Below are 25,541 nucleotides of genomic sequence, written 5' to 3'. Positions count from 1 at the left end.
GGGCGTATGACGCCGGGGGTGAACCAGCGGGGATTCTCGTGGTCCTGACCCCGGGCGGCATCGTTTGCCCATCACGCGCGAGAAGTCGGCCCGGCCGACTTCTCGCGCAGCACCGGCCCCACGCCGTTCAGCTGGAGGATCGGGGAACAGTCACCACGCGGCCGGGTGCAAGCGTCCGATTGGCCACCTCGGGCCGTCGTTCGGGTCCCCCTGCCAGGCCCACTGGGCGTCTGGGGTGACGGTGACGCCGTAGTCGTAGAGATCGGGGCGACCGAGTGCCTCCCACTGAGACCAGGCGGCCACCAGTTCGTCGCCGATGCGGCGCGGCCCGCCCTGCGACAGCATCGGCCCGCCGTCCGCGTCCGGACGGATCTCGGCCCACGAACGGTCGCCGTCATGGACCAGGGTGGCTGGCCCCTCCCCGCCCTGGTCGGTGAACAGCACGGCGTCCGGGACGGCGACGCGCAGCGCGAACCTGAGGTGCCAGTCCTCCAGGCCTGCCGGGTCGCGGCCCAGTACCCGGCAAGCCTCGGGTTCGGCATCGCCGCGCACCTGCGCGTACGCGGCGGGCCCACTGCTCGGCTGGGCCGGACCGTGTCGGTCGCCCATGAACTGGGCCAGGCCGTGGACCCAGCCGTGCGCGGCGGCGCCGTCGTCAGCGACGGTGAGGGCGACGTACCCGAGTCGTCCCCAGGGGTAGACGATCCGTCCGCCCGGGAGCACCGCCGCCACCCAAGACCAGGGGACGGATTCGACGGCGTAGGTGGCGTGGAGCCGGTCGACCTGGCCGCCACCGGGCACGCCGCCGACGGTGCCGTCGCCCGCCAACACCTCGGCGCCGAGCCCGGCTTCCGCGAGCCGGGCCCGGGCGAAGGTGGCCAGGTCCTCGTCGACCTCGGTGGTAACCACCAGGCCGGGCCCGGCTCGCCAGGCGGCCAGCGCCGCCGTCCAGCCCTGCCCTGTGCCGACGTCCCACACCCGGTGCCCTGGCTCCACCCTGAGGCTGTCCAGCATGTCCGCCACCACGGACGGCGCGGACAGCGACGACGACGGACGGCCGTCGGTGAGCTGGGTGACGGCAGCCGCATCGACGCCGGAGTACAGCTCGGCGGCCCATCCGCCCGGTTCGTCCGCGAGGTCGATCGGCACGTAGGCCCAACCGTCCCACCGCCACAGCCGGTCCGGCGCGAACCGGTCACGCGGCACGGCGGCGAAGGCCTCGCGCAGCCATGGCGAATCCTCCGGCCACGCCCCGCGCCGCTCCATCTCCGCGTCCAGGCACGCCCGGCACCCGGCCAGGCGCCCGTCGTCACTCGCCATCACTTCTTCTTGTGCTTGCCGTTGCTCGGCGGCGGCGGCGGGACCTTGCCGTCGGCGTTGTTCGGCGGCGGAGTCCCCTGGCCCGGGTCCTTCGGCGGCTTCGAGTGCTCTCCCATGCTGTTCTCCTGCGATCAGACGGATACGGTCGGTCGCCATCCTGGCCCGGCACCGCAGAAGGCAGTAGAGGCGTGCGGCAGCGACCAGGGGGCGCGTGAGAAGTCGGCCTACCCGACTTCTCACGCAGCGGACGGGCGCCGGGCAGGCAGCCGGCTCAGTCGTGCGCGTCTTCGAAGGTGGGCGGCGCGCCGGGCGTCGGGCACGGCCACGACTCCGGAGGCGGGCCGAACGCACGACGAGCGGACCGCACCGCCAGCGCACCGACGGCGGCGTTGGCGCCACCACCGATCACGGCGCCGATGCCGAACGGCGCCACTCGACCGAGGACGATGATCCCCTGCTTGGTCCCGTACTTGGTGACGAAGTTCTTGCCCAGGACCTTGTTGATCTGCCGCAAGGTCTCGACCGGGACCTTGGACACGATCTGACGTCCCCAGTGCTGCCCGGTCCGCCCGGCGATCTTGGGAATGGTGGTGGAGCCGCTCCCGCCGAGCATGATTCCCATCACGATCGTCCGACGGCGCTCGACTTCGTCGATGGGGACTGCGTGGACTTCGGCGACCGAGAGCGCGAAGAGGGCACTCAACTCAAGGGACGAGAGGGCCTCGCCCGCCGACAGCGCCAGCGCGACTCCCGTGCCGACTCCGGGCGCGGCCGCGGTTCCTCCGACCGCGGCACCCGAGCCGGTCAAGGCGCTGACGTACATCCGCTCCAGATTGCGGATCACCAGTGCCGGCGTCGCCTCAGGGTTCCGCTGACGGGCCCGGGCTATGTTCTTGCGCACGAGCGGCCCCTGGAGGCCTATCGCCTTGTCCAGGAGGTCGAGAACTCGCTGCCCACGCGCGGCTGTCGGCTCGTCGGTGGAATCTGTCGCCATGCCTTGAACTCCTGGGGTCGCCGTGTTGCGCCCGAGTCTCCCACTCGACCGGCTGAGTGGACCATGCGTTGGTTGACGGTCGGCATCACAGGATCGGCGTCCGTCCGACCTCACGCCGAGCTGCTGTCGGCATGGCGGGGTAGCGTTGGTGACGGCTCGTCATGTAACTGCGAGGGAAGCGAGGTCCACATGGTCAAGGTGCGAGTTCTGGTGACAGCGGGGGTCGTGCTCGCTGTCGCCGCGGTGGCCGGGTGTTCCAGTGGCGGTTCACCGAAGGCGGTCGGCCCGACGGAGGCGATATCCGCCGCCCCGACAGTCAAGGTGACTGTGACGGACTTCCCGACCCGATACCCCGTCCTGCCGGCCCCGACGCCCACCCTGACCGCCCCGGTCGTGGATCCGTCGATCGTCCTCGGGAGCGCCCTCAGGGCGTATCTGCCCACCGAGGAGACCGTCCCGTCGGGTTGGACCCTCAGCAGCAAGTACGGCCCCAGCACCCCGTCGGACAGCGGATCGCAGGTGCTCTCCGCCACTACGGGGCTGGGGCCCACGGCGCCGTGCGGCGTCATGAACAACCTGACGGTTCTGGACGGCTACGCGGCGTACGCCCGCCAGGGCATGTGGTCCACCGACGGCGAGCACGCCGGCTCGGTGACGGTGACCTCCTTCCGCGCCGGCGACGCGGCGAAGCAGCTGGGTGTGATCAGGGACTTCGCGGCGCGCTGCCCGTCGTTCACCGAGAAGGGCAGGGGCCAGGGCCACAGCGATATCGAGATACGCCTCGTCGCCAAGCCGGTGGCCGGACTGGGCGACGAGGCGCTGGACTTCAAGATGCTCCCGGAGGGGGGCTACCTGGGCACCGAGACGGTCCTCGTCCGCATCGGTGACCGAGTGCTGGACCTCCTGGTCAACGCCGACAAGTCAGGTGATTTCCCCGACGCGGTGCCGCTGGCGCGGGAGTTGGCCAAGGCCGTGAAGTAGCCGGTCAGTCGCCGTGGGGGTTGGCGGGGGTGGGGAGGGCGAGTTCGCACCAGACGGTCTTGCCGATGTGGCCCTCGCCGCGGGGGTGGGCGCCCCAGGAGGTGGCGAGGGCGGCGACGAGTTCGAGGCCCCGGCCGGACTCGTCGCTGGGGGAGGCGTTCCGGATGGTCGGGAGAGTGGAGTTGGCGTCCGAGACCTCGATCCGGAGGAGGGAGGGGTTCGGGAGGAGGACGCGCACGCCGATCATCCGGTCGCGCGGGGAGCGGGCGTGGCGGCAGGCGTTGGTGACGAGTTCGCTGAGGAGGATCAGCCCGGTCTCGGCGGAGTCGACGGGCACCTCCCACTCGAAGGCCTGCCGGATGAAGCGGATGCGAGCGCGGCCGGCGCTGCGGGGGAGGCGGGGAAACATCCACTCGACGACATCGACGGGCTGAGTGAGCATCAGCGCCCTTGGGGTGTACGGACGGCTTCACTCGCGAGGGCTGAGTTCGGCCATTTCACCCTTCAAGCGTCGACAGCCGGGCATAGCCTCGGGAGTAACGCGATACGTACAGCGAGAGCTTGAACCGCCCTGCGACCAGGGCAGGGAAGAGCACGGGGCCGTGAGCACGCCGAAGGAAAACCAGCGGATATGACTTATCGTCACGACTACGTCACAGCCGGTTTCTCCGTGTAGCGTGCGCACCAACGAAACAACCCCCGCCGGTGCTACCAACACCGAACGGGGGTCTGACCGACACGATCGACCGACTCTAAGGAATCGATCCTGTGGCTACCCACGACTCTACCGTCATGGCCGTGCCCGGGTACGGCAAGCAGTCCGCTCCGGACCAACGCCCCCGCGCCGCGAGCGACTTCACCCACCTCCCGGCGCGCGAGGCGTACCTCGCCTCGCTCATCGACCACCTCCCCGACGGCGCCGCCATGGACGTCAAAACCCTCGCCGCCCTCCAGCCCCACTACGGGCAGATGGCGTGTCGCACGGCCCTCAACACCCTCTCCAGCACAGGTCACCTGCGTCGCGTCCGCGAACGGGTCGGCGACAAGCAGTGCCGCTGGGTGTTCCGCACCTACTTCTCCCGCACGCCCCGCTCCGACGCCTGGTGGACCCGGTTCGTCATGACCGGAGAGACGTCAACGCCCGCAGCACCCGATCCCCCCAAGGAGCGAACGCTCAACCGCATCGCCCCCACCTCGGCCGCCTACGCCGCCCTCGCCGGCCTCGGCCTCGCGGACCCCCGCCTCGCGCTCTCCGCCGCCGACTGCACCGCGCTCGAACCGCTCGCCGCCGAGTGGCTGGCCCGGGGCACCTCCCCGGCCCTCTTCACCGCCGCCCTCACCGCCGGCCTACCGCCGGACGGCGTCCACAGCCCGGCAGCCTTCACCCGCCGTCGCCTGCTCGACAAGATGCCCCCGGAGCGCCACCCACTCCCGCCACAGCAGCACCAGCCCGCCCGCATCATCGAGTGCACCGCGTGCCGCACCCCCTGCCGCCCGCCCGCGCTCCTCGGCGGCCTCTGCCGCGCCTGCCGTGGCACTCCCACCACCCCGCCGCCCCGCCCCGGCAGCCTCTCCCCCGCCGCCGTCCGCGCACACGCCGCCCGAGCCCGCCAAGCCATGGCCACATCGCCGCGATCATGAATATTCACAGGTGGGGGCGTTAACCTATGCAAAATCCAAAGGTGAACTAGGTTACAAACCTTGAAATCAAAGACGCCTGGTTTGCCCACATGCTGAGATCCGTGCGATAGTCGAGGAAGTCCAGAGGCGGGCGACACAGCGCGCCGACCTGGGCGAGAACTTCGGCGGGCCCGACCTGGCACTGCCGACGCCCATCGCGCGGCACGCACCCCCTTGGCCGGTGCGATGACTTGCAGGGGCCCCCATCCGCCGGACCACGGCGAATCCGGGGGCCCTGCGTGTTTCCCGGGAAACCTCGGCGCCGTGAGCCCTCAGGCCCGCTCGCGCACCCTCAGCTCGAACCAGACTCCCTTGCCCCGCGGCAGCAGGTCCGCGCCCCAGCGGTCGGCGAGGTCGTCGACGATCTTCAGCCCCCGCCCGCGCTCGTTCACCGGCCGGGTCTCGGCGAGGATCATGCAGGGCAGCGCCCGGGAGGAGTCGCGGACCTCGATCCGCAGCCAGCCGGGCTTGCGGCTGACGTGCAGGCCGATGGTGCGCCCGGCCGCGTGCCGCACCGCGTTGGCCACCAGCTCGCCGGTGAGCAGTTCCCCGGCCTCCAGATGCTGGTGGAGTTCCCAGGACTCCAGGACGGAGAGCACCAGTCTGCGGGCCACCGGGCCCGACTCCGGCCGGGACGGCAGCCGCACCTCGCTGGGCGCCGACTGGTCGCACAGTCTGCCGGAATACAGCTCCTCCAGCTCCTCGGAGGTGAGCCGCTCCAGCGCCGAGAGCCCGCCGCCCTGGACGTCGATCCAGGACACCTCGGCCACCGCACCGGCCCCGGGAACCGATGACTGATCTGTTTCGCCCCAACCCGCCATGCGGACCATCATTGCGGAACGCAAGCAGCCGCGTACGGACAATGAGCAAACGATCTCCGCGATTCGGCATATGCCGGAAGCAAGACGGGGTCGACCCGGGCCGACTTCCGTCAAGCCCGGGTTGACCCCGTTCCCGCTCAGCAGCCGGTTACCAGTTGCTCCACGGCACGTTCCAGCCGCTCAGCCCGTTCGCCGGGTCGAGCGTCTCCTTCTTGGTCGAGTTCTTCACGATCATCACGTCGCCGATCAGCGAGCCGTCGTAGAACTTGCCCATCGAGGTGCCGGCGCCGCCGCCCTCGACGTCCTTGAGGCCCACGCAGCCGTGGCTGACGTTGTCCTCGCCGAAGGTGCTGCTCTTGCTCCAGTAGTTGCCGTGCACGTACGTGCCGGAGTCGGTGAGCCGCATCGAGTGCGGGACCTGGAGGTCGTACGGCGCGCCGGTCATGCCGGGCATGGAGCTGGACTGCATCCGCACCACGCCCTCCTTGGACATGACCACCATCGTCCCGTTCCAGGTGGGGTGTTCGGGCGAGCCTGCGCTGATGTCGATCTCGCTGGGCGTCCCGTCCTGTACGACCGTCATCTTGTGTGCGGCGACGTCAACCGTCGAAATCTGGGACCGCCCGATCGTGAAGGGCTCGTCCCGGTCCCCGCCGTACACCCCGGGGGCGATCTCGACGCTCTTGAGCCGGTAGTGCACGACCACCTTGGTGCCGGGCTTCCAGTACTGCTCCGGACGGAAGTCGAGCCGACGGCTGTCGAACCAGTGGCCCTTGACCACGGTGCCGTTGTCGGTCTCGAAGGTGATGCCCTTGGCGACCTCGTCCTTGTTCTTGACGTCCTTGCTGAAGTTCACCGAGACGATCATGCCGACGCCGTAGGTGGCGTTGTTGTCCACGTTGTCGGCGGCCTTGGCGAGCGCCGTCGGGGTCAGCGTGCTGAAGTTGCTGTCCGCCGTGGCGACCGCGCCGTCGGCGTCCGCGGCCATCGCGCTGACCTGGTAGGCGGTGCCCACCTCCAGGCCGGCCGTGGGCGTCCAGGAGGAGCCGTCGGCGGAGATCGTGCCGGGGACCTCCTTGCCGGTCTTGTCGTTCACCTTGACGGTGGTGAGCTTGCCCCCGGTCGCGCCGATCTTGAGCGCGTTCGGCGCCACGTCCACCGAGCCGGCCTTGGGCTCGATGCTGACGGCGGCCTTGGAGACCTTCGGCACCGTGCTGGTGGGCGCCGCCGCCGTGGGCTTGGCGCCGGCCACACCGGCCCCCAGATCGGCCTTGGCGGCACTGCCGCCACCCCCACCGCCCCCGCCGCAGGCGGCCGTCAGCGTCATCGCCCCGCCGACCAGGCCGGCGGCCACCACCCTGCGTATCGACCTCAACGTCGATTCCCTCCCTCAGAAGATCCGAGAAACTCCCCGTGGACCCGACGGACCCGACCGGTATACGCATCCGGCCACCGGAAAGGTTGCGCCATTCGTGGGGCCCGTTGCCCCGGAAACCACGGCGGCCCGCCCCCAACGGGTGAGGATCGGGCCGCACGACGGAGGACTCACCGAAGGGCCCGGAGTACCCGGGCCGACCTCGGGGCAGGGCCTACCAGTTGGCCCAGTCCACGTTCCAGCCGCCCAGCCCGTTGGAAGGCGAGACGGTCTTCTCCTTGGTGTTCACGACCTTGATCGGGTCACCGATCATCGAGTCGTTGAAGAACTTGCCCGCGACCGAGGAGTCGCTGCCGCCCTTCACGTCCTGCATCGACACGCAACCGTGGCTGGCGTTGGTCTTGCCGAACGGGCTGGCCCAGTAGTTGCCGTGCACGAAGGTGCCGGAGGTGGTCAGCCGCATCGCGTGCGGCACGTCCTTGATGTCGTACTCGCCGCCGAGACCGACGGTCTGCGAGTTCATCCGGGTGACCTTCTCCTTGGACATGACCACCATCGTCCCGCCCCAGGACGGCGTGGCGTCCGCGCCCAGGGTGACCGGCACGGTGGTGCTCTGGCCGTCCCGCTCGACGGTCATCTGGTGCGACTTGGCGTCCGCGGTGGAGACCATCGACCGGCCGATGGTGAACGGCTCGTCCTTGTCCACGTCGCCGTAGATGCCCGGGGCGACCTCGACGTTCTTCAGCCGGTACTTGACGGTCACCTTGGTGCCCGGCGCCCAGTACTGCTCCGGACGGAAGTCCACCCGGCGGTCGCCGAACCAGTGGCCCTTGACCACGGTGCCGTTGCTGGACTCGATGGTGATGCCCTTGACGACGGCTTCCTTGTTCTTGACGTCCTTGTTGAAGTTCACCGAGACGATCATGCCGACGCCGTAGGTGGCGCCGTCGCTGATGTTGTCGTTGGTGGAGATCTTCTTCTCCGGCGTCAGCGTGGTGAACGAGGTGGTGGACGCGGCCACCAGGCCCTCGCCGTCCTTGGCCTGCGCGTTCACCTTGTACGCCATGCCGACCGCGAGCGCCCCCGCGGGCTTCCAGCCGGTGCCGTCCGGGGTGATCGCACCCTCGACCGGCTTGCCGTCCTTGTCGGTCACCTCGACCGTGCTCAGCTTGCCGTTGGAGACGGACACCTGGAGCCCGTTCGGCGCGACGTCCTGGGCGCCGTCCTTCGGCTCCACGGCGAGCACCGCGGCCGAGGTCTTCGGCGTCGCCGAGCCGCCCCCGTCCGCCGCCGGCGCGGAAGCCGCACTTCCGCCCCCCGAACCGCCGGAACCGCTGCCCTTGTCGTCGTTGCAGGCGGCGGTGAGCAGCAGCACCCCACCCATGACCAGCGCCATCGCACTCCTGCGCCCGTAGCGGTTGGTGGTGCGTATCGCTGCGCCGGCCGTCTTACCCGTCTTCACGGTTTCTCCCCTCCCGGTATCCACTCACTTGACGCGTTGAGTGCCCCCATGAGTTGCACCGTCCGGCCGATCTTTCCGGCCGGACCCCGGACGCGCCGGAGCAGGATAACTAAGCCTCCCGAGTGAAACCTGAGAGGAGTCGGGTTGACGACAGGTGAAGCAGTCGTAAAGCCGGACGGAACGGGCGGAAGCGCCCTCACGGCACGGAAGAGCCCTTACCGCGCGGCCGACCCGACCGCCCCGGCGGACGGCACCCGGCGCAGCGCGCTCCCGGCCACCCACTGCTCCCACGGCACGTTCCAGCCGTTGAGCCCGTTCTGCGGCGGCACGACCTCCCCGGAGGAGGCCTTCACCTCCAGCACGTCCCCCGGGATGGTGTGCTCGAACAGCCAGCCCGCCGGGGAGTCCTTGCTCGCCCCGCCCTTGGCGTCGACCAGCCCGATGCAGCCGTGGCTGGTGTTGGCGGTGCCGAACACCCTCGGGTCCGCCCAGTAGTTGCCGTGCACGAAGGTGCCCGAGGTGGTGAGCCGCATCGCGTGCGGGACGTCCTGGATGTCGTACTCGTCGCCCATGCCGACGGTCTGCGAGTTCATCCGGGTCACCTTGTACTTCTCCGACACCACCATCACCCCCCGGTAGGTGGAGTGCTCGGGGCTGCCGCCGGAGACCTTGAGCACCCGGACCACCTTGCCGCCCTGGCCGGCCCGGACGGTCAGGGTGTGGGCGTCCAGGTCGACGGTGGAGACCTGCGCCCGGCCGACGGTGAAGTGCACGTCCCGGCTCTGGCTGCCGAACTCCCCCGGCGCGCCCTGCACGTCCTTGAGCCGCAGCGCCACCGTGACCCTGGTGCCGGCCGCCCAGTACCGCTGCGGGCGGAAGTCCAGCCGCTGGCCGCCGAACCAGTGCGCGGCCACCGGCACCGGCGGGTCGGCGGAGACCTGGACGGCCTTCTCCACCGCCACCCGGTCGGTGATCGGACGGCTGAAGCGCAGCGAGACCGGCATGCCGACACCGACCGTGGAGCCGTCCTCCGGGGTGAAGAAGGCCACGAAGGTGTGCGCCCGGGCGGCGGTCGTGAACGCCGTGTGCTGGGCCGCCTTCTGGCCCTGGTCGTCCTCGGCGACGGAGTCCAGGGTGAACGCGGTGCCGAGCGGCAACGGACCGTCCGGCGTCCAGCCGCTGCCGTCCGGGCCGATCGTGCCGGGCACCTCGGTGCCCCTGGCGTCGGCCAGCCGGACGGAGACCAGCCGCCCCTGCGCGACGTGCACCCGGACCGCACCCTCCGACTGCACGTCCTGCGCACCGTCGGCCGGCTGCACGGTGAGCACCGCCCGGGACGACGACGGCGCAGCGTGCGCACCACCCGTGGCCGCGTCCCCGTCCGGCACCACCGCGGACCCGCCGCCGCAGCCCGTCAGGACGGCCAGGCAGCAGGCCACCGCCGCCACGCCCCGCGCCCACACCCGTCCTCGGCGCCGCATCCCGGGGCCCTCCCACTGTTCACGTCCGACGCCCGGAACAACGAGAAGCCTCCCGGCGAAGACACGCCGCCCCCGGAGCCGCCCCGACCCCCTGGCCGCCATCCGCCGGTAAGCCCTCGTTCAACGGCTTCCGGTCCGCACAATCCGGGAAGGAGAAGGTGAACCGAGTCCGGAACACCCCGCCCAGGGAGGGTACGGCCATGGCGTCAGGGCAGGAGCTGGAAGCCGGGACACGGCCACACGGCCACCCGCACCCCGCCGAGCCACCGTGGCCCGGCAGCTGGCAGCCGCTCGGCGCCCGCTACCGCACCGACCGGCTCGGCCACCGGGGCACCAACTTCGCGCTCTGGGCGGCCGGCGCCGAGGCCGTCGAGCTGTGCCTGTTCGACGAGGACGGCCGGGAGAGCCGGCACCGCCTCACCGAGCAGGACTTCCAGGTCTGGCACGGCTTCCTCCCCGGCGTGCACCCCGGCACCCGCTACGGCTTCCGCGTGCACGGCCGCTGGGACCCGTGGACCGGCGCCCGCTGGAACCCGGCCAAGCTGCTGCTCGACCCGTACGCCCGCGCCGTCGACGGCTGTTACACCTCGCACGACGCCGCCTGCTCCGCCGTCCGCAACTGGCCCGAGGCGGACGTCGCCGACACCGTCCGGGACAACCGCGACTCCGCGCCGTACGTGCCCAGATCCGTGGTCGTCCACGATGACGACGACTGGTACGACGACCACCGCCCGAAGACCCCGTGGGCCGAGACGGTGCTCTACGAGCTGCACGTGCGCGGATTCACCATGCGCCACCCCGGCGTCCCGCCGGAGCTGCGCGGCACCTACGCCGGTCTGGCCCACCCGGCCGCCGTCGCCCACCTCACCCGCCTCGGGGTGACCGCCGTCGAGCTGCTGCCGGTGCACCAGCACGCCAACGAGGACCACCTGCAGGCCCGCGGGCTGGTCAACTACTGGGGCTACAACACGATCGGCTACTTCGCCCCGCACGCCGGCTACTCCGCCTCCGGCTCCCGCGGCGGCCAGGTCGGCGAGTTCAAGCGGATGGTCCGGGCCCTGCACGCCGCCGGGATCGAGGTGATCCTGGACGTGGTGTTCAACCACACCGCCGAGGGCGGCGCACTCGGCCCGGCGCTCTCGCTGCGCGGCATCGACAACGCCACCTACTACCGCCTCCCGCCGAACCACCCGCGCGGCTACGCCGACTACACCGGCTGCGGCAACACCCTGGACACCCGCCGCCCGCAGGTGATCCGGCTGATCACCGACTCGCTGCGCTACTGGGTCGCCGAGATGGGCGTGGACGGCTTCCGCTTCGACCTGGCGGCCGCCCTCGCCCGCGGCGGCCCGAACGGAGGCGACGCCGTCGACATGGACCACCCCTTCCTCGCCGCCGTCGCCCAGGACCCCCTGCTCAGCCGGGTGAAGCTGATCGCCGAGCCCTGGGACGTCGGCCAGGGCGGCTACCAGGTCGGCGGCTTCCCCCCGCTGTGGGCCGAGTGGAACGACAAGTACCGCGACACCGTACGGGACTTCTGGCGCGGCGCCCTCCCGGACGTGCGCGACCTCGGCTACCGCCTCTCCGGCTCCTCCGACCTCTACCAGCGGGCCGGCCGCCGCCCGTACGCCTCGGTCAACTACGTGACGGCGCACGACGGTTTCACCCTCCGCGACCTGGTCTCCTACGACCGCAAGCACAACGAGGCCAACGGCGAGGACAACCGGGACGGCAGCGACGACAACCGCTCCTGGAACCACGGCACCGAGGGCGAGACCACCGACCCGGCGGTCAACTCGCTGCGGCTGCGCCAGCTGCGCAACCTGACGGCCACCCTGCTGCTCTCCGCCGGCGTCCCGATGCTCACCGCCGGGGACGAGCTCGGCCGCACCCAGGGCGGCAACAACAACGCCTACTGCCAGGACAACGAGGTCGGCTGGCTGGACTGGTCGCTGCTGGAGCAGCCCGCCTGGCAGGAGCTGTGCGAACTCACCGCCCGGCTGGTCCGGTTGCGCCGGGCCCACCCGGTGCTGCGCCGGCGGGCGTTCTTCTCCGGCCGGGCCGTCACCCCCGGCGGCCGGCCGGACCTCACCTGGTTCACCCCGCGGGGCGGGGAGATGACCGAGGCCGACTGGTTCACGCCGACCGCCTGTCTCGGCATGCTGCTCTCCGGCACCGCGATGTCCGAACGGGACGAGTCCGGGCTGCCGCTCAGCGACGACGGCTTCCTGCTGCTGCTCAACGCGGGCCACGAACCGGTGGTGTTCACCCTGCCCGGCGAGCCCTGGGCGGCGCCGGCGGCCGGGTGGGAGACGGTGGTCGACACCGCGGGCACGGACGAGCCGTACCCGCGGGGCGCGGTGGTGCTGGGCGGGCGGTCACTGCGACTGCTGCGCGTGCCCGCCCGCCCGGAGTGATCAACTGAAGGCGTGCCCGACCTCGACGTTCTCCAGGATGCCGATCGCGTCCGGCACCAGGACCGCCGCCGAGTAGTAGGTGCTGACCAGGTAGGAGGTGATCGCCTTCTCGTCGATGCCCATGAAGCGGACGTTCAGCCCGGGCTCGACCTCGTCCGGGATGTTGATCTGGGTGAGGCCGACCACGCCCTGGTTGTCCTCGCCGACCCGCATCGCGATGAAGGAGGTGGTCTGGTTCCCGGTCACCGGGATCTTGTTGCACGGGAAGATCGGCACCCCGCGCCAGGTCGGCCGGTGCCTGCCGAGGACGTCGACCGTGCCGGGGTAGACGCCGCGGCTGTTGCACTCCCGCTCGAAGGCCGCGATCGCGCGCGGGTGGGCGAACAGGTAGTCGGTGTCACGGCGCATGCTGAGCAGCTCGTCCAGGTCGTCCGGGGTGGGCGCGCCCGCGCGGGTCTGGATCCGCTGGTCGAAGTCGGTGTTGCTGAGCAGGCCGAACTCCCGGTTGTTGATGAGCTCGTGCTCCTGCCGCTCCCGCAGCGCCTCGATCGTCAGCCGCAGCTGCTCCTCGGTCTGGTTCATCGGCTGGTTGTAGAGGTCCGCGACCCGGGTGTGCACCTTGAGGATGGTCTGTGCGACGCTCAACTCGTACTCGCGCGGCTCCAGCTCGTAGTCCACGAAGGCGTCGGGCAGCCCGTACTCGCCCTTGTGGCCGGCCGAGAGGTCGATGCGCGCCTCGCCGTGCGCGTTCTGCGCCTGCGCGGCGTCGGCCGCGACGCCCAGCAACTGCTCACGCAGCGCGGGGGATCGGTCGACCAGCTCCTGGAACACCGACCAGTTCAGTGCCATCAGGACCCCGGCCGTCGCCGCCTTCGCGGTGTACGGCCAGTTGCCACCGCCGTTGGTGAAGGCCTCGTCGCCGAGGGGGTCGCCGTCGGCGAGGGTGCCGATGGCCGCCTCCTCGCCGTACTTGCCGGTGCCGATCCGGTCGACCTTGCCGTGCGCGATCAGGAACACCTCCTCGATCGGCGCCCCCTCGCGCACCAGGACGTCGCCCGGCGCGAAGTCCCGCTGCACGAACCGGCGGGCCAGCTCCTTCAGCGTCTCCCCGTCCTCGAAGCCGCGCAGCACCGGCAGCTCGCCCAGCGAGGGGGCGACCACGGTCACCGTGGAACCGGACTTGGTGAAGGCGGCCCGGCCTCCCCCGGGGGCGTAGCTCAGCCGGCGGTTGACCCGGTAGGTACCTGCGCTGACCTGCACCCACGGCAGCATCTTCAGCAGCCAGCGGGAGGTGATCGCCTGCATCTGCGGCTTCGACTTGGTCGTCGTCGCCAGGTTCCGCGCCGCGGTCGTGCTGAGGCTGAGCTGGGCCCGCACCTGCACGTTTGCGGAGCCGGATCCGGGGGTGGGTTCGGTTTCGACCGTCATCTGCGCACTCCTGCCACTCGCGTGTCACTGAACATCCGTCAGGAGATGTCATCGGCCGATCGGCGGGCGCCCGCAAGAGGCGCACGGCGCACTCCTCTCCGCACGAACGGCCGCGCGCGCCCCCGCGTTTCACGCCCGCCCCGCCCGTTCGGGTGGCCGGTTCTCGCCGGACGCCGCTGTCAGGGGCGAAAAACCGGATGAGAAGTGACGGGGTCTCTGCCTACTCTCACCGCGATGGCCGAGAACAGACAAGACCCCGAGAGCCCGACCCCGGAAAGCCCCCGAACCGACGGAGCCGGCCCGGCCGGGCCCGGACCGCGGCACTCCGCGGTCCGGTCCCTGCTGCGCCTGTGGCCGTACGCCCGCGCCGTCCGCGGCCGGCTGGCCGTCTCGGTGACGGCCGCCACGCTCGGCATGCTGAGCACCCTCGCCGTCCCGGTGGTCCTCGGCCTGATCGTGGACGGCCCGCTCGCCGAGCACGACCTGGCCGGCCTCTGGCCGCTGGTCGGCCTGCTGCTGGTCCTCGGCCTGGTCGAGTCCGCGCTGTTCTACACCCGCCGGGTGGTGCTGGCCCGCCCGCTGGCAGGGCTGGAGACGGCGATGCGCGGGGACCTCTTCGCCAAGCTCCAGCGGCTGCCGGTCTCCTTCCACGACCGCTGGGGCTCCGGCCAGCTGCTCTCCCGGGCCACCGCCGACATGTACACCATGCGGCTGTTCCTGGCCTTCCCGCTGGTCTTCCTGATCGTCAACTCGGTGATGTTCCTGGTCGGCACCGCGGTGATGTTCACCCAGGACTGGCGGCTCGCGCTGATCGCCCTGGCACCGGTCGTCCCGCTGTTCGTGCTCACCCGGCGCTTCGAGTCCGGCTACTCCGGCGCCGCCCGGCTCGCCCAGGACCAGAACGGGGACATCGCCACCGTGGTCGAGGAGTCCGTCCTCGGCATCCGCATCCTCAAGGCCTTCGGCCGCCACCGCTCGATGGCCGAGCGCTTCCGCGCCCAGTCCCAGGAGCTGCGCCGCACCGAGCTGCGCAAGGCGCACCTGCTCGCCAACCTCTGGGCGGTCATCGTCGGCCTGCCGGAGATCGCGCTCGCCTGCGCCCTCGCCGTCGGCGCCTACCTGGTGGCCCACGACGAGCTGAGCGCCGGCACCCTGGTCGCCTTCCTCTCCACGGCGCTCGCGCTGCGCTGGCCGGTCGAGTCGCTCGGCTGGCTGCTCGCCTACGCCAACGAGGCGGCCACCGCCACCGACCGCTTCTTCGAGGTGCTGGACGAGCCGGACACCCCCGACCCGGGCACCGCCGCCGGGCTCGCCGCCCCGGACGGCATCCGCCTCACCGGCGTCCGCTTCCGCTACCCCGACGCCCCCGAGGACAGCCCCGACCTGCTGGCCGGCATCGACCTGCACATCCGCAGCGGCGAGACGATGGCCCTGGTCGGCGCCACCGGCAGCGGCAAGACCACGCTCACCGCACTGCTCCCCCGGCTGTACGAGGCCACCGCCGGCACCATCACGCTGGACGGGCGGGACATCCGCGAACTGCCCCGGCAGCGGCTGCGCGAACTCGTCGCGGTCGCCTTCGAGGAGCCCACCCTGTTCTCCGCCACCGTCCGGGAGAACGTCCTGATGGGCGCCCCGGGCGCCGGCGAGGAGCAGCTGCGCACCGCCCTCGCCACCGCCCAGGCCGGCTTCGTCGAGAAGCTCCCGCAGGGCCCGGACACCGAGGTCGGCGAACAGGGCCTGAGCCTGTCCGGCGGCCAGCGCCAGCGCCTCGCGCTGGCCCGCGCCGTGGTCGGCGACCCGGCCTTCCTGGTGCTGGACGACCCGCTCTCCGCCCTGGACGTGCACACCGAGGCCCTCGTCGAGCGGGCGCTGCGCGAGGTCCTCGGCACCACCACCGCCCTGGTGGTCGCCCACCGCCCCAGCACCGTGCTGCTCGCCGACCGGGTCGCGGTGCTGGCGGACGGCCGGATCGAGGCCGTCGGCACCCACCAGGAACTGCTGCGCGACTGCGCGCACTACCGAGAACTCATGTCGGGCGAGGCCGCCCTGGTGCCCGAGGAGAGCAGTGCATGACCACCACCGCCGAACCCACGAAGGCCGAGCCCGCCGCGCCGGCCGAGGCGGAGCTGCCCGCGCCGCCCGCCGACGAGGAGGACATCCCCGTCCCGCCCGGCGCGCCCCGGGCGCTGCTGCGCTCGCTGCTCGGCCCCCACCGGGCCAGGATCACCATCGCGATGGTGGTGATCCTGGTCCAGCAGGCCGCGCTCCAGTCCGGGCCGCTGCTGGTCGCGGTGGCGATGGACCGCGGCATCCCGGCGCTGCGCGAGCACGACTCCGGCCCGCTGATCGCGGTGGTCGCGGCCTACCTGTTCTGCGCGCTGCTCAGCCCGGTGCTGCAGTGGGTGTTCATCAAGATCAGCGCCCGGATCAACCAGGACATCGTGCTGGAGCTGCGCGGCCGGATCTTCCGGCACGCCCAGCGGCTCAGCCTGGACTTCCACGAGCGCTACACCTCGGGCCGGATCATCTCCCGCGCCACCAGCGACATCGACGCGCTGCGCGAGCTGCTCTCCGAGGGCCTGCAGGAGCTGCTGACGGTCTTCCTGTCGGTCTGCTACATCGCGGTGCTGCTGCTGGCGCTGGACTGGCAGCTCGGCCTGGTCTCGCTGGCGGCCTTCCTGCCGCTGGCCCTGATCGCCCGCTCCTTCCGCCTTCGCTCCCGCCGGGTCTACCGGCGCTCGCGCACGTCGGCCGCCTCGCTGATCGTCCGCTTCACCGAGACCATGAACGGCATCCGCCCGGTGCAGGCCTTCCGCCGGGAGAAGGCCAACGACGCCGCCTTCGCCGTGGTCAACGGGCAGTCCGCCACCGCGACCGCGGACGGCCTGCTGGAGATCGCCCGCTACGTCGGCCTCTCCCGCGCCACCGCCAACGTGTGGACCACCGGCGTGGTGCTGCTCGGCGCCTACCTGGTCGTGGACGACGCGCTGGAGCTGGGCGTGCTCACCGCCTTCGCGCTCTACCTGCGCCGGCTCTTCGACCCGATCGACCAGCTGGCGATGTTCCTGAACAGCTACCAGTCGGCCGCCGCCGCCCTGGAGAAGATCGCCGGCCTGCTCGCCCACGAGCCGACCGTCGCCGAGCCGGCCGAGCCCGTCGAGCTGCCGGAGGCCGGCGGAGAGGCCCGCAAGGGCCGTGAGGTCTCCTTCGAGGCGACCCGCTTCGCCTACCGGACGGGCAAGGAGGTGCTGCCGCCCTTCGACCTGCTGATCCCGGCCGGTCAGACGGTCGCGGTGGTCGGCGCGACCGGCGCGGGCAAGTCGACGGTCGCCAAGCTGCTGGCCCGCTTCTACGACCCGACCGACGGCCGCATCCGGCTGGACGGCGTGGACCTGCGCGACCTGGCCACCCCCGAGCTGCGGCGCGGGGTGGTGATGGTGACCCAGGAGTCCTTCCTGTTCTCCGGCACCGTCGCCGAGAACATCGCGATCGGCCGCCCCGGCGCCACCCGCGAGGAGGTCGAGCAGGCCGCCCGCGACATCGGCGCGTACGAGTTCGTCGCCGCCCTGCCGGACGGCTTCGACACCGACGTGCGCAAGCGCGGCGGCCGGATCTCGGCCGGCCAGCGCCAGCTGGTGGCCTTCGCCCGCGCGCTGCTGGCCGACCCGGCGGTGCTGATCCTGGACGAGGCGACCAGCTCACTGGACGTCCCCGGGGAGCAGGCCGTGCAGCGGGCGATGCGCACCGTGCTGGCCGGCCGGACGGCCGTGATCATCGCCCACCGGCTGTCCACCGTGGAGATCGCCGACCGTGTCCTGGTGATGGATCAGGGCCGGATCGTGGAGGACGGCTCCCCGCAGGAGCTGATCGACGGCTCCGGCCGTTTCGCCGCCCTCCACCGGGCCTGGCGGGACAGCCTGGTCTAGGACCTGCCTCCTGGGCCCCGTGCATGCGCCCGTCCGGGTGCGCCGTCACGCACCCGGACGGGCCACCCCACTTCCCGGCATGAGGAACGGGGGCGGCCGCGCGCACGGTTCACGGCCGTGACGTCCTCGGGCGGCTGCCGTCCTTCCGGAGCGGACGGCAGCCGCCCGCGAGGTCAGCGCAGCAGCCCGGCGTCCATCCCGGCCGACTCGGCCGGCAGGGCGACCAGCCCCAGCTCGGCCGACGAGGCCAGCCGCGGGTGCGCGGGCAGCACCCGGACGGTGTAGCCGAACGGGCCGGTCCGGCACAGCTCCAGCGAGCCCTCGTAGCGGGTGCGGCCGTCCAGGTCGGGCCCGCCGACCGGCTTGAGGGCGAGCAGGCAGGCGTCCGAGATCCGGTCCCGCTCGTCCACCCGGCCGGAGACCGCCTGCACCTCGACGTCGCCCGGTGCCAGCGTCCCGAGCGCGACCTGCACCCGCAACGCCAGCGAGCTGCCCAGCTCCTGCGCCTCGGCCGGGCAGTCCGCCTCGACGTGCTCGACCCGGACGGCCGGCCACGCGTCCCGGACCTTCGCCTTCCAGAGCGCCAGCTCGCGCGCGCCGCGGCCCTGTTGCCCCGCCAGCTCCCGCTGGGCCTGCGCCGCCGGGGCGTACAGCCGTTCGACGTACTCCCGGACCATCCGCCCGGCCAGCACCTTGGGCCCGAGAGTGACCAGGGTGTGCCGGACCATGGCGATCCACTTCTGTGGCAGCCCGTCCGCGTCCCGGTCGTAGAACCGGGCGGCGACCTGGCTCTCGATCAGGTCGTAGAGCGCGGCCGCCTCGATGTCGTCGCGCCGCTCGGCCTCGCCGCTGTCCGGGTCGAGCACCCCGCCGCTCTCGTCGACGGTGGGGATCGCCCAGCCGTTGCGGCCGTCGTACCACTCGTCCCACCAGCCGTCCAGGACGGACAGGTTGAGGCAGCCGTTGAGCGCGGCCTTCATCCCGGAGGTGCCGCAGGCCTCCAGCGGGCGCAGCGGGTTGTTCAGCCAGACGTCGCAGCCCGGGTAGAGGCGCTGGGCCATCGCCATGTCGTAGTCCGGCAGGAAGACGATCCGGTGCCGCACCGCAGGGTCGTCGGCGAAGGCGACCAGCTGCTGGATCAGCCGCTTGCCGCCGTCGTCGGCCGGGTGGGCCTTGCCGGCGACCACGATCTGCACCGGCCGGGTGGGGTGGAGCAGCAGGGCGCGCAGCCGCTCCGGGTCGCGCAGCATCAGGGTGAGCCGCTTGTACGAGGGCACCCGGCGGGCGAAGCCGATGGTGAGCACGTCGGGGTCGAGCACCGAGGAGACCCAGCCGAGCTCGGCCTCGCCGGCCCCGCGCCGGCGCCAGGAGGCGTGCAGCCGGCGGCGGGCCTCCTCCACCAGCTGGGCCCGCAGGGTGCGCCGCAGCTCCCAGACCTCGGTGTTGCCGATCCTCTCCAGGCCTGTCCAGCGCCGGGTCTCGCCGGTGGTCATGGCCTCCTCGGCGCGCTCGGCGCCGAGCTCGGCCGCGCCGAGCCGGACCACCGCCGGGTCGATCCAGGTGGCGGCGTGCACGCCGTTGGTGACCGAGGTGATCGGCACCTCGGCGGGGTCGAAGCCGGGCCACAGCCCGTTGAACATCGAGCGGCTCACCTCGCCGTGCAGGGTGGAGACCCCGTTGGCGCGCTGGGCCAGCCGCAGGCCCATGGCGGCCATGTTGAACAGCTTCGGGTCCCCGTCGCGCCAGCTCTCGGCGCCGAGCGCGAGCACCTGGTCGACCGGCACGCCCGGCAGCGCGGCGTCGCCGCCGAAGTGGCGGGCGACCAGCTCGCGGTCGAAGCGGTCGATGCCGGCCGGGACGGGCGTGTGGGTGGTGAAGAGGGTGCCGGCCCGGACGGCCTCCAGGGCGGCGGCGAAGTCGAGCCCGGTGCGGTCCTCGGCGACCAGTTCGCGGATGCGTTCCACCCCGAGGAAGCCGGCGTGGCCCTCGTTGGTGTGGAAGACGTCGGGGGCGGGGTGGCCGGTGAGCCGGCAGTAGGAACGCACCGCCCGGACGCCGCCGATGCCGAGCAGCATCTCCTGGAGCAGCCGGTGCTCGCTGCCGCCGCCGTACAGCCGGTCGGTGACGTCCCGCTCGGTGGGCGAGTTGGCCTCGATGTCGGAGTCGAGCAGCAGCAGTGGGACCCGCCCGACCTGGGCCTTCCAGATGTGGGCGGCCAGGGTGCGGCCGCCGGGCAGGACGAGGTCGACCCGGCTGGGGGTGCCGTCGGCCTCCCGCAGCATGCTGACCGCGAGTTCGTCCGGATCGAGCAGTGGGTAGCGCTCCTGCTGCCAGCCGTCCCGGCTGAGGGACTGGCGGAAGTAGCCGTGCCGGTAGAACAGGCCGACGCCGATGATCGGCACGCCGAGGTCGCTGGCGGCCTTGAGGTGGTCGCCGGCCAGGATGCCGAGCCCGCCGGAGTACTGGGGAAGCGCGGCGGCGATGCCGTACTCGGGCGAGAAGTAGGCGATCGCGACGGGCAGCGCGGCGGCGTCGGACTGCGGCCTGGTCTGGTACCAGCGCGGGCCGGTGAGGTACTCGCGCAGGTCGTCGGCGAGGTCGCCGAGTCTGCGCAGGAAGCGCCGGTCGGTGGCGAGCGCGGCCAGCCGGGCGGCCGGGACGTCCCCGAGCAGCCGGACCGGGTCCTCGCCGGTCGCGGCCCAGACCTCCGGGTCCACGGACCTGAAGAGGTCCCTGGTCTCGGGGTGCCAGGACCAGCGCAGGTTGAGGGCCAGCTCGTGCAACGGCTGGAGTTGTTCGGGCAGGACGGTGCGGACGGTGAATCTGCGGATTGCCTTCACGGCGTGAAGCGTAGCCTCGGCGGTCGGCCGGACAGCGCGTCAAGCGGGCTATTGGGCATCCGTTCGGGCTATTGATGAGATCGCATTCGGCGCATTGGTCTGCACGGGGGGCGCGCGAGGCGCACATTTCGAGGGCCCGCGCCACCAATACGTGAACTCTTCGGTACGGGTCCATTTCCGATGGCTCATCCACTCGGGAGACGGCCCGAAACTACTGTCGTACCGCTGCAAAAACCTTGTCGCCGGTGCGAGGATGACCGAAGGTCGTTGATGCTGTGGGGAGTGCGACGACGGGTGGCGTCCCCCGCGAAGCAGCACGTCCGAATCCTTTTCGTGTTGGCCGTTCCCGTCCTTCTTAGCCCATTCGGCGCTCGCCGCGCACGGACGCGTGTCCTCGCGCCCGGCCCACTCGTTCACGGGTGGACCGGGTCGCCCGGGGACACGCCCCACGGAGGCGTGCGCCGGGACGCACACGGGCTCAGGGGCGCCCCACCACCGGTTCGGCGGGCGCCGGACAGGTTGCCGGGAACAGCGGCGCGGGCAGGCTCCGGTCGCGCGTCCTCCCCACCCAGCAGTCCTCCGGCACTCCCCCGGCCCGACCCCGGCCCGCGGGGAGCTGCCGCCGATCTCGGGCAGGAGTTTGGCATGCACGGCGACACGCGGGACCAGTCCACACCGGTGGCCGAAAGCCTCGACGCAGCGGTCGCGGAATCCGCCGCACGGATGGATTCTGACACTCGGACAGATCCGGCGATGCCGGCGCCGAGGGCTTCCGGGGCGGTCCGTGGCGGATCCTCCGAAGCCCAGCCCTCCGCGGCACCGCCCTCCGCACCGGCCCGGCACCCCGGGACCGAGGAGGACCGGACCGCGGCACCCCGCAGGCGCACCACCACGCGCCGCACCACCGCCTCCGCGTCGGCCGCCACCCCGAAGGCCGGCGCCGGGGCCGATCCGGCGCCGCGCCGGACGTCCGCCGCCAAGGCGCCCGCCGAACCGGCGGCCGCCCGCAAGGCCGCCGCCGAGCCCGCCGGGAAGACCGCCCGCAAGGCCGCCACCAAGCCCGCCGCCCGCAAGACGACAGAGAGCGACACCGTGATCGGCCGCATCCCCGTCCTGGACGTCAGTCCCCTCGTCGACGCCGGCCGCCGCCCGGCCAAGGCCGTCGTCGGCGAGACCTTCCCGGTCACCGCGACCGTCTTCCGCGAGGGCCACGACGCCGTCAACGCCAACGTGGTGCTGCGCGACCCGCGCGGCCGCAGCGGCCCGTGGACGCCGATGCGCGAGCTGGCCGAGGGCAGCGACCGCTGGGGCGCGCACGTCACCCCGACCGCGCCCGGCCGCTGGTCGTACCTGGTGGAGGCGTGGAGCGACCCGATCGCCACCTGGCGCAGGACCGCCTCGGTGAAGCTGCCCGCCGGGATCGACACCGCGCTGGTCCTGGAGGAGGGCGCCCGGCTGCTGGAGCAGGCCGCGGCCGGGGTGCCCAAGAAGGAGGGCCGCGCCGACGTGCTGGCGGCCGCCGAGGCGCTGCGCGACCAGGTCCTGCCGCCGCTGTCCCGGCTGGCCGCCGCGCTCGCCCCCGAGGTGCTCGACGTACTGGCCCGCCACCCGCTGCGCGAACTGATCAGCGCCTCCCGGCCGCTGCCGCTCCAGGTGGACCGCGAGCGCGCGCTGTTCGGCTCCTGGTACGAGTTCTTCCCCCGTTCGGAGGGCGCCGTGGTGGACCCGGCCGGCGTCGAGCCGCCGTGCCCGGGCACCCTGCGCACCGCCGCCGAGCGGCTGCCGGCCGTCGCCGCGATGGGCTTCGACGTGGTCTACCTGCCGCCGGTCCACCCGATCGGCCGAGCCTTCCGCAAGGGCCCGGACAACACCCTGACGGCCGGTCCGCACGACGTCGGCTCGCCCTGGGCGATCGGCTCCCCCGAGGGCGGCCACGACGCGGTCCACCCGGACCTCGGCACCATCGAGGACTTCGACCACTTCGTCGCCGAGGCGCAGGCGCTGCACCTGGAGGTGGCGCTGGACTTCGCCCTCCAGTGCTCCCCCGACCACCCCTGGGTGAACAAGCATCCGGAATGGTTCAGTCACCGCGCGGACGGCACCATCGCGTACGCCGAGAATCCGCCGAAGAAGTACCAGGACATCTATCCGATCAACTTCGACCAGGACATGGATGGAATCGTCAAGGAAACCATCCGGATCCTCCGGTTCTGGATGTCCCACGGCGTCCGGATCTTCCGGGTGGACAACCCGCACACCAAGCCGGTGGTGTTCTGGGAGAAGGTGCTCGCCGACATCGCCCGGACCGACCCCGATGTCGTGTTCCTGGCGGAGGCCTTCACCCGCCCGGCGATGATGCACGCCCTGGCGAAGATCGGTTTCCACCAGTCGTACACGTACTTCACCTGGCGCACCACCAAACCGGAACTCACCGAGTACCTCACCGAACTCAGCGGTGACGCCGCGGCCTACATGCGGCCCAACTTCTTCGCCAACACCCCGGACATCCTGCACGCGTACCTCCAGAACGGCGGCCCGGCCGCCTTCGCGGTCCGTGCGGTGCTCGCCGCCACCCTCTCCCCCAGCTACGGCGTCTACGCCGGCTACGAGCTGTACGAGAACGAGCCGGCCCACCCGGGCTCCGAGGAGTACCTGCACTCGGAGAAGTACGAACTGCGCCCGCGCGACTGGAGCCGCACCGACACCCTGGCCCCGCTGCTGACCGTGCTGAACCGGCTGCGCCGCCGCCACCCCGCTCTCCAGCAGCTGCGCAACCTGCGCTTCCACCCCACCGACAACGACCAGGTGCTCGCCTACTCCAAGACCGCGACCACCCCCGAGGGGCTCACCGACCAGGTCATCACCGTGGTGAACCTCGACCCGCACCACGTCCAGGAGGCCACCGTCACGCTGGACGGCGACGGCCCGTACGCGGTGCACGACGAGCTCACCGGCGCCGTCTACACCTGGGGCCGGCACAACTACGTCCGGCTCGATCCCTCAGCCGAGCCGGCTCACCTCCTCACGGTTCGGAGGAACCCAGCGTGACAGTGAACGAGCCCGTCCCCGACACCTTCCCCGAGACCTCGAAGAAGAAGCTCGACCCCGAGTGGTTCAAGCGTGCGGTCTTCTACGAGGTGCTGGTGCGGTCCTTCCAGGACAGCAACGGCGACGGGGTCGGGGACCTCAAGGGGCTCACGGCCAAGCTCGACTACCTCCAGTGGCTCGGGATCGACTGCCTCTGGCTCCCCCCGTTCTTCGCCTCGCCGCTGCGCGACGGCGGGTACGACGTGTCCGACTACACCTCGGTCCTGCCGGAGTTCGGCGACCTCGCCGACTTCATGGAGTTCGTCGACGCCGCGCACGCCCGCGGCATGCGCATCATCATCGACTTCGTCATGAACCACACCAGCGACCAGCACCCGTGGTTCCAGGCCTCCCGGGCGGACCCGGACGGGCCGTACGGCGACTTCTACATGTGGGCCGACGACGACAAGCAGTACCCGGACGCCCGGATCATCTTCGTCGACACCGAGACCTCCAACTGGACCTACGACCCGGTCCGCAAGCAGTACTACTGGCACCGCTTCTTCTCCCACCAGCCGGACCTCAACTACGACAACCCCCGGGTCCAGGCCGAGATGATCGCCGGGCTGAGGTTCTGGCTCGACCTCGGCATCGACGGCTTCCGGCTGGACGCGGTGCCGTACCTGTTCGCCCGTGAGGGCACCAACTGCGAGAACCTGCCGGAGACCCACGAGTTCCTCAAGCGGGTCCGCAAGGAGATCGACGCCAACTACCCCGACACCGTGCTGCTCGCCGAAGCCAACCAGTGGCCGGAGGACGTCGTCGACTACTTCGGTGACTTCGCCTCGGGCGGCGACGAGTGCCACATGGCGTTCCACTTCCCGGTGATGCCGCGGATCTTCATGGCGGTGCGCCGGGAGTCCCGCTACCCGGTGTCGGAGGTCCTCGCCAAGACCCCGCAGATCCCTGGCGGCTGCCAGTGGGGCATCTTCCTGCGCAACCACGACGAGCTGACCCTGGAGATGGTCACCGACGAGGAGCGCGACTACATGTACGCGGAGTACGCGAAGGACCCGCGGATGCGCGCCAACGTGGGCATCCGCCGCCGGCTCGCCCCGCTGCTGGAGAACGACCGCAACCAGATCGAGCTGTTCACCGCCCTGCTGCTCTCCCTGCCGGGCTCGCCGGTGCTCTACTACGGGGACGAGATCGGCATGGGCGACAACATCTGGCTCGGTGACCGGGACGGCGTGCGCACCCCGATGCAGTGGACCCCGGACCGCAACGCGGGTTTCTCCTCCGCCGACCCGGGCAGGCTCAGTCTGCCGCCCATCATGGACCCGGTGTACGGCTACCAGGTGACCAACGTCGAGGCGCAGCAGAGCAGTTCGAGCTCGCTGCTGCACTGGACACGTCGCATGATCGAGATCCGCAAGCTCAATCCCGCGTTCGGCCTCGGCAGCTACGCCGAACTGCCCTCCAGCAACCCCGCCGTACTGGCCTTCGTGCGCGAGTACGAGGGGGACCTGGTCATGTGCGTGAACAACTTCTCGCGGTTCGCGCAGCCGACCGAGCTGGACCTGCGGCAGTACGGCGGGCGGTACCCGGTCGAGCTGATCGGCGGCGTGCGCTTCCCGTCGATCGGCGAGTGGCCCTACCTGCTCACCCTGGCCGGGCACGGCTTCTACTGGTTCCAGCTCCGGCAGCCCCCGCGCCTGAGCGGGACCAGGCGATCGAAGTAACGATCCGCCGCACGCCGCACACCAGCGTGAACAGCACCACCAGA

16 protein-coding genes are annotated in these 25,541 nt (G+C 71.7%); 7 read left to right on the top strand and 9 right to left on the bottom strand.

All coding sequences use genetic code 11. From position 1 onward, the window contains the following. Positions 1 to 150 precede the first annotated feature (150 nt). A complete protein-coding gene (locus tag ACIRRH_RS05850) occupies positions 151 to 1,320 on the bottom strand; it encodes a protein-L-isoaspartate O-methyltransferase (RefSeq protein WP_403062277.1) in 1,170 nt (389 codons plus the stop codon). A gap of 271 nt (positions 1,321 to 1,591) precedes the next feature. Further along, the gene (locus ACIRRH_RS05845; protein WP_403062271.1) at positions 1,592 to 2,314 is read right to left on the bottom strand and encodes a hypothetical protein; all 723 of its coding nucleotides are present in this window, start codon (positions 2,312 to 2,314) and stop codon (positions 1,592 to 1,594) included. 327 nt (positions 2,315 to 2,641) lie between these two features. Between ACIRRH_RS05845 and ACIRRH_RS05840 the strand changes: the two genes are divergently transcribed. Beyond that, positions 2,642 to 3,295, top strand: a complete 654-nt coding sequence (locus ACIRRH_RS05840) for a hypothetical protein (protein ID WP_403062268.1) — start codon at positions 2,642 to 2,644, stop codon at positions 3,293 to 3,295. A 4-nt stretch (positions 3,296 to 3,299) separates the two neighbouring features. Here the strand turns inward: ACIRRH_RS05840 and ACIRRH_RS05835 are convergent, their stop codons facing one another. Next, positions 3,300 to 3,737: an ATP-binding protein gene (locus ACIRRH_RS05835; protein WP_403062266.1), complete on the bottom strand. Its 438-nt coding sequence runs from the start codon at positions 3,735 to 3,737 to the stop codon at positions 3,300 to 3,302. A gap of 326 nt (positions 3,738 to 4,063) precedes the next feature. Between ACIRRH_RS05835 and ACIRRH_RS05830 the strand changes: the two genes are divergently transcribed. Then, positions 4,064 to 4,936, top strand: a complete 873-nt coding sequence (locus ACIRRH_RS05830) for a hypothetical protein (protein ID WP_403062263.1) — start codon at positions 4,064 to 4,066, stop codon at positions 4,934 to 4,936. Positions 4,937 to 5,247: 311 nt separating this feature from the next. Here the strand turns inward: ACIRRH_RS05830 and ACIRRH_RS05825 are convergent, their stop codons facing one another. The 4 genes from ACIRRH_RS05825 to ACIRRH_RS05810 all read right to left on the bottom strand — a co-directional run bounded on the left by ACIRRH_RS05825 (position 5,248) and on the right by ACIRRH_RS05810 (position 10,114). Continuing rightward, the gene (locus tag ACIRRH_RS05825; protein ID WP_403062260.1) at positions 5,248 to 5,736 is read right to left on the bottom strand and encodes an ATP-binding protein; all 489 of its coding nucleotides are present in this window, start codon (positions 5,734 to 5,736) and stop codon (positions 5,248 to 5,250) included. Positions 5,737 to 5,944: 208 nt separating this feature from the next. Next, on the bottom strand, positions 5,945 to 7,171 hold the full coding sequence (locus ACIRRH_RS05820; RefSeq protein WP_403062257.1) for an Ig-like domain-containing protein: 1,227 nt from the start codon (positions 7,169 to 7,171) through the stop codon (positions 5,945 to 5,947). A gap of 214 nt (positions 7,172 to 7,385) precedes the next feature. Then, positions 7,386 to 8,633, bottom strand: coding sequence for an Ig-like domain-containing protein (locus tag ACIRRH_RS05815; RefSeq protein WP_403062254.1), 1,248 nt, complete (start codon positions 8,631 to 8,633; stop codon positions 7,386 to 7,388). A gap of 215 nt (positions 8,634 to 8,848) precedes the next feature. Next, complete coding sequence (locus tag ACIRRH_RS05810; RefSeq protein WP_403062251.1) at positions 8,849 to 10,114, bottom strand: Ig-like domain-containing protein; 1,266 nt, start codon at positions 10,112 to 10,114, stop codon at positions 8,849 to 8,851. Between the two features lie 200 nt (positions 10,115 to 10,314). Here ACIRRH_RS05810 and glgX point away from each other — a divergent pair, with 200 nt between their 5' ends. Next, positions 10,315 to 12,531: a glycogen debranching protein GlgX gene (gene glgX, locus ACIRRH_RS05805; protein ID WP_403062248.1), complete on the top strand. Its 2,217-nt coding sequence runs from the start codon at positions 10,315 to 10,317 to the stop codon at positions 12,529 to 12,531. Here glgX and ACIRRH_RS05800 read toward each other — a convergent pair whose 3' ends face one another. After that, complete coding sequence (locus ACIRRH_RS05800) at positions 12,532 to 13,959, bottom strand: family 2B encapsulin nanocompartment shell protein (protein ID WP_403062245.1); 1,428 nt, start codon at positions 13,957 to 13,959, stop codon at positions 12,532 to 12,534. A gap of 234 nt (positions 13,960 to 14,193) precedes the next feature. Between ACIRRH_RS05800 and ACIRRH_RS05795 the strand changes: the two genes are divergently transcribed. Both ACIRRH_RS05795 and ACIRRH_RS05790 read left to right on the top strand, forming a co-directional pair. Next, positions 14,194 to 16,035, top strand: a complete 1,842-nt coding sequence (locus tag ACIRRH_RS05795) for an ABC transporter ATP-binding protein (protein WP_403062242.1) — start codon at positions 14,194 to 14,196, stop codon at positions 16,033 to 16,035. Further along, positions 16,032 to 17,888: an ABC transporter ATP-binding protein gene (locus ACIRRH_RS05790; RefSeq protein WP_403062239.1), complete on the top strand. Its 1,857-nt coding sequence runs from the start codon at positions 16,032 to 16,034 to the stop codon at positions 17,886 to 17,888. The genes ACIRRH_RS05795 and ACIRRH_RS05790 overlap by 4 nt, the downstream gene beginning before the upstream one ends. A gap of 173 nt (positions 17,889 to 18,061) precedes the next feature. Here ACIRRH_RS05790 and glgP read toward each other — a convergent pair whose 3' ends face one another. After that, positions 18,062 to 20,728 carry an alpha-glucan family phosphorylase gene (glgP, locus tag ACIRRH_RS05785; protein ID WP_403062236.1) on the bottom strand — a complete coding sequence of 889 codons (2,667 nt, stop codon included), beginning with the start codon at positions 20,726 to 20,728 and terminating at the stop codon, positions 18,062 to 18,064. A 1,092-nt stretch (positions 20,729 to 21,820) separates the two neighbouring features. On the opposite strand from glgP, the gene ACIRRH_RS05780 reads away from it, so the two are divergent. Both ACIRRH_RS05780 and treS read left to right on the top strand, forming a co-directional pair. After that, a complete protein-coding gene (locus ACIRRH_RS05780; protein WP_403062445.1) occupies positions 21,821 to 23,776 on the top strand; it encodes an alpha-1,4-glucan--maltose-1-phosphate maltosyltransferase in 1,956 nt (651 codons plus the stop codon). Beyond that, positions 23,773 to 25,497 (top strand): maltose alpha-D-glucosyltransferase, encoded by a 1,725-nt coding sequence (gene treS, locus ACIRRH_RS05775; RefSeq protein ID WP_403062233.1) that lies wholly within the window; start codon positions 23,773 to 23,775, stop codon positions 25,495 to 25,497. Before ACIRRH_RS05780 ends, treS begins: the two co-directional genes overlap by 4 nt. Positions 25,498 to 25,541 lie beyond the last annotated feature (44 nt).

Source organism: Kitasatospora sp. NPDC101235 (genome assembly GCF_044767505.1).
In the GTDB taxonomy this organism is placed as follows: Bacteria; Actinomycetota; Actinomycetes; order Streptomycetales; family Streptomycetaceae; genus Kitasatospora.
The sequence above is the reverse complement of the archived record's forward strand: the minus strand, read 5'-3'. Positions and strand labels throughout refer to the sequence as shown.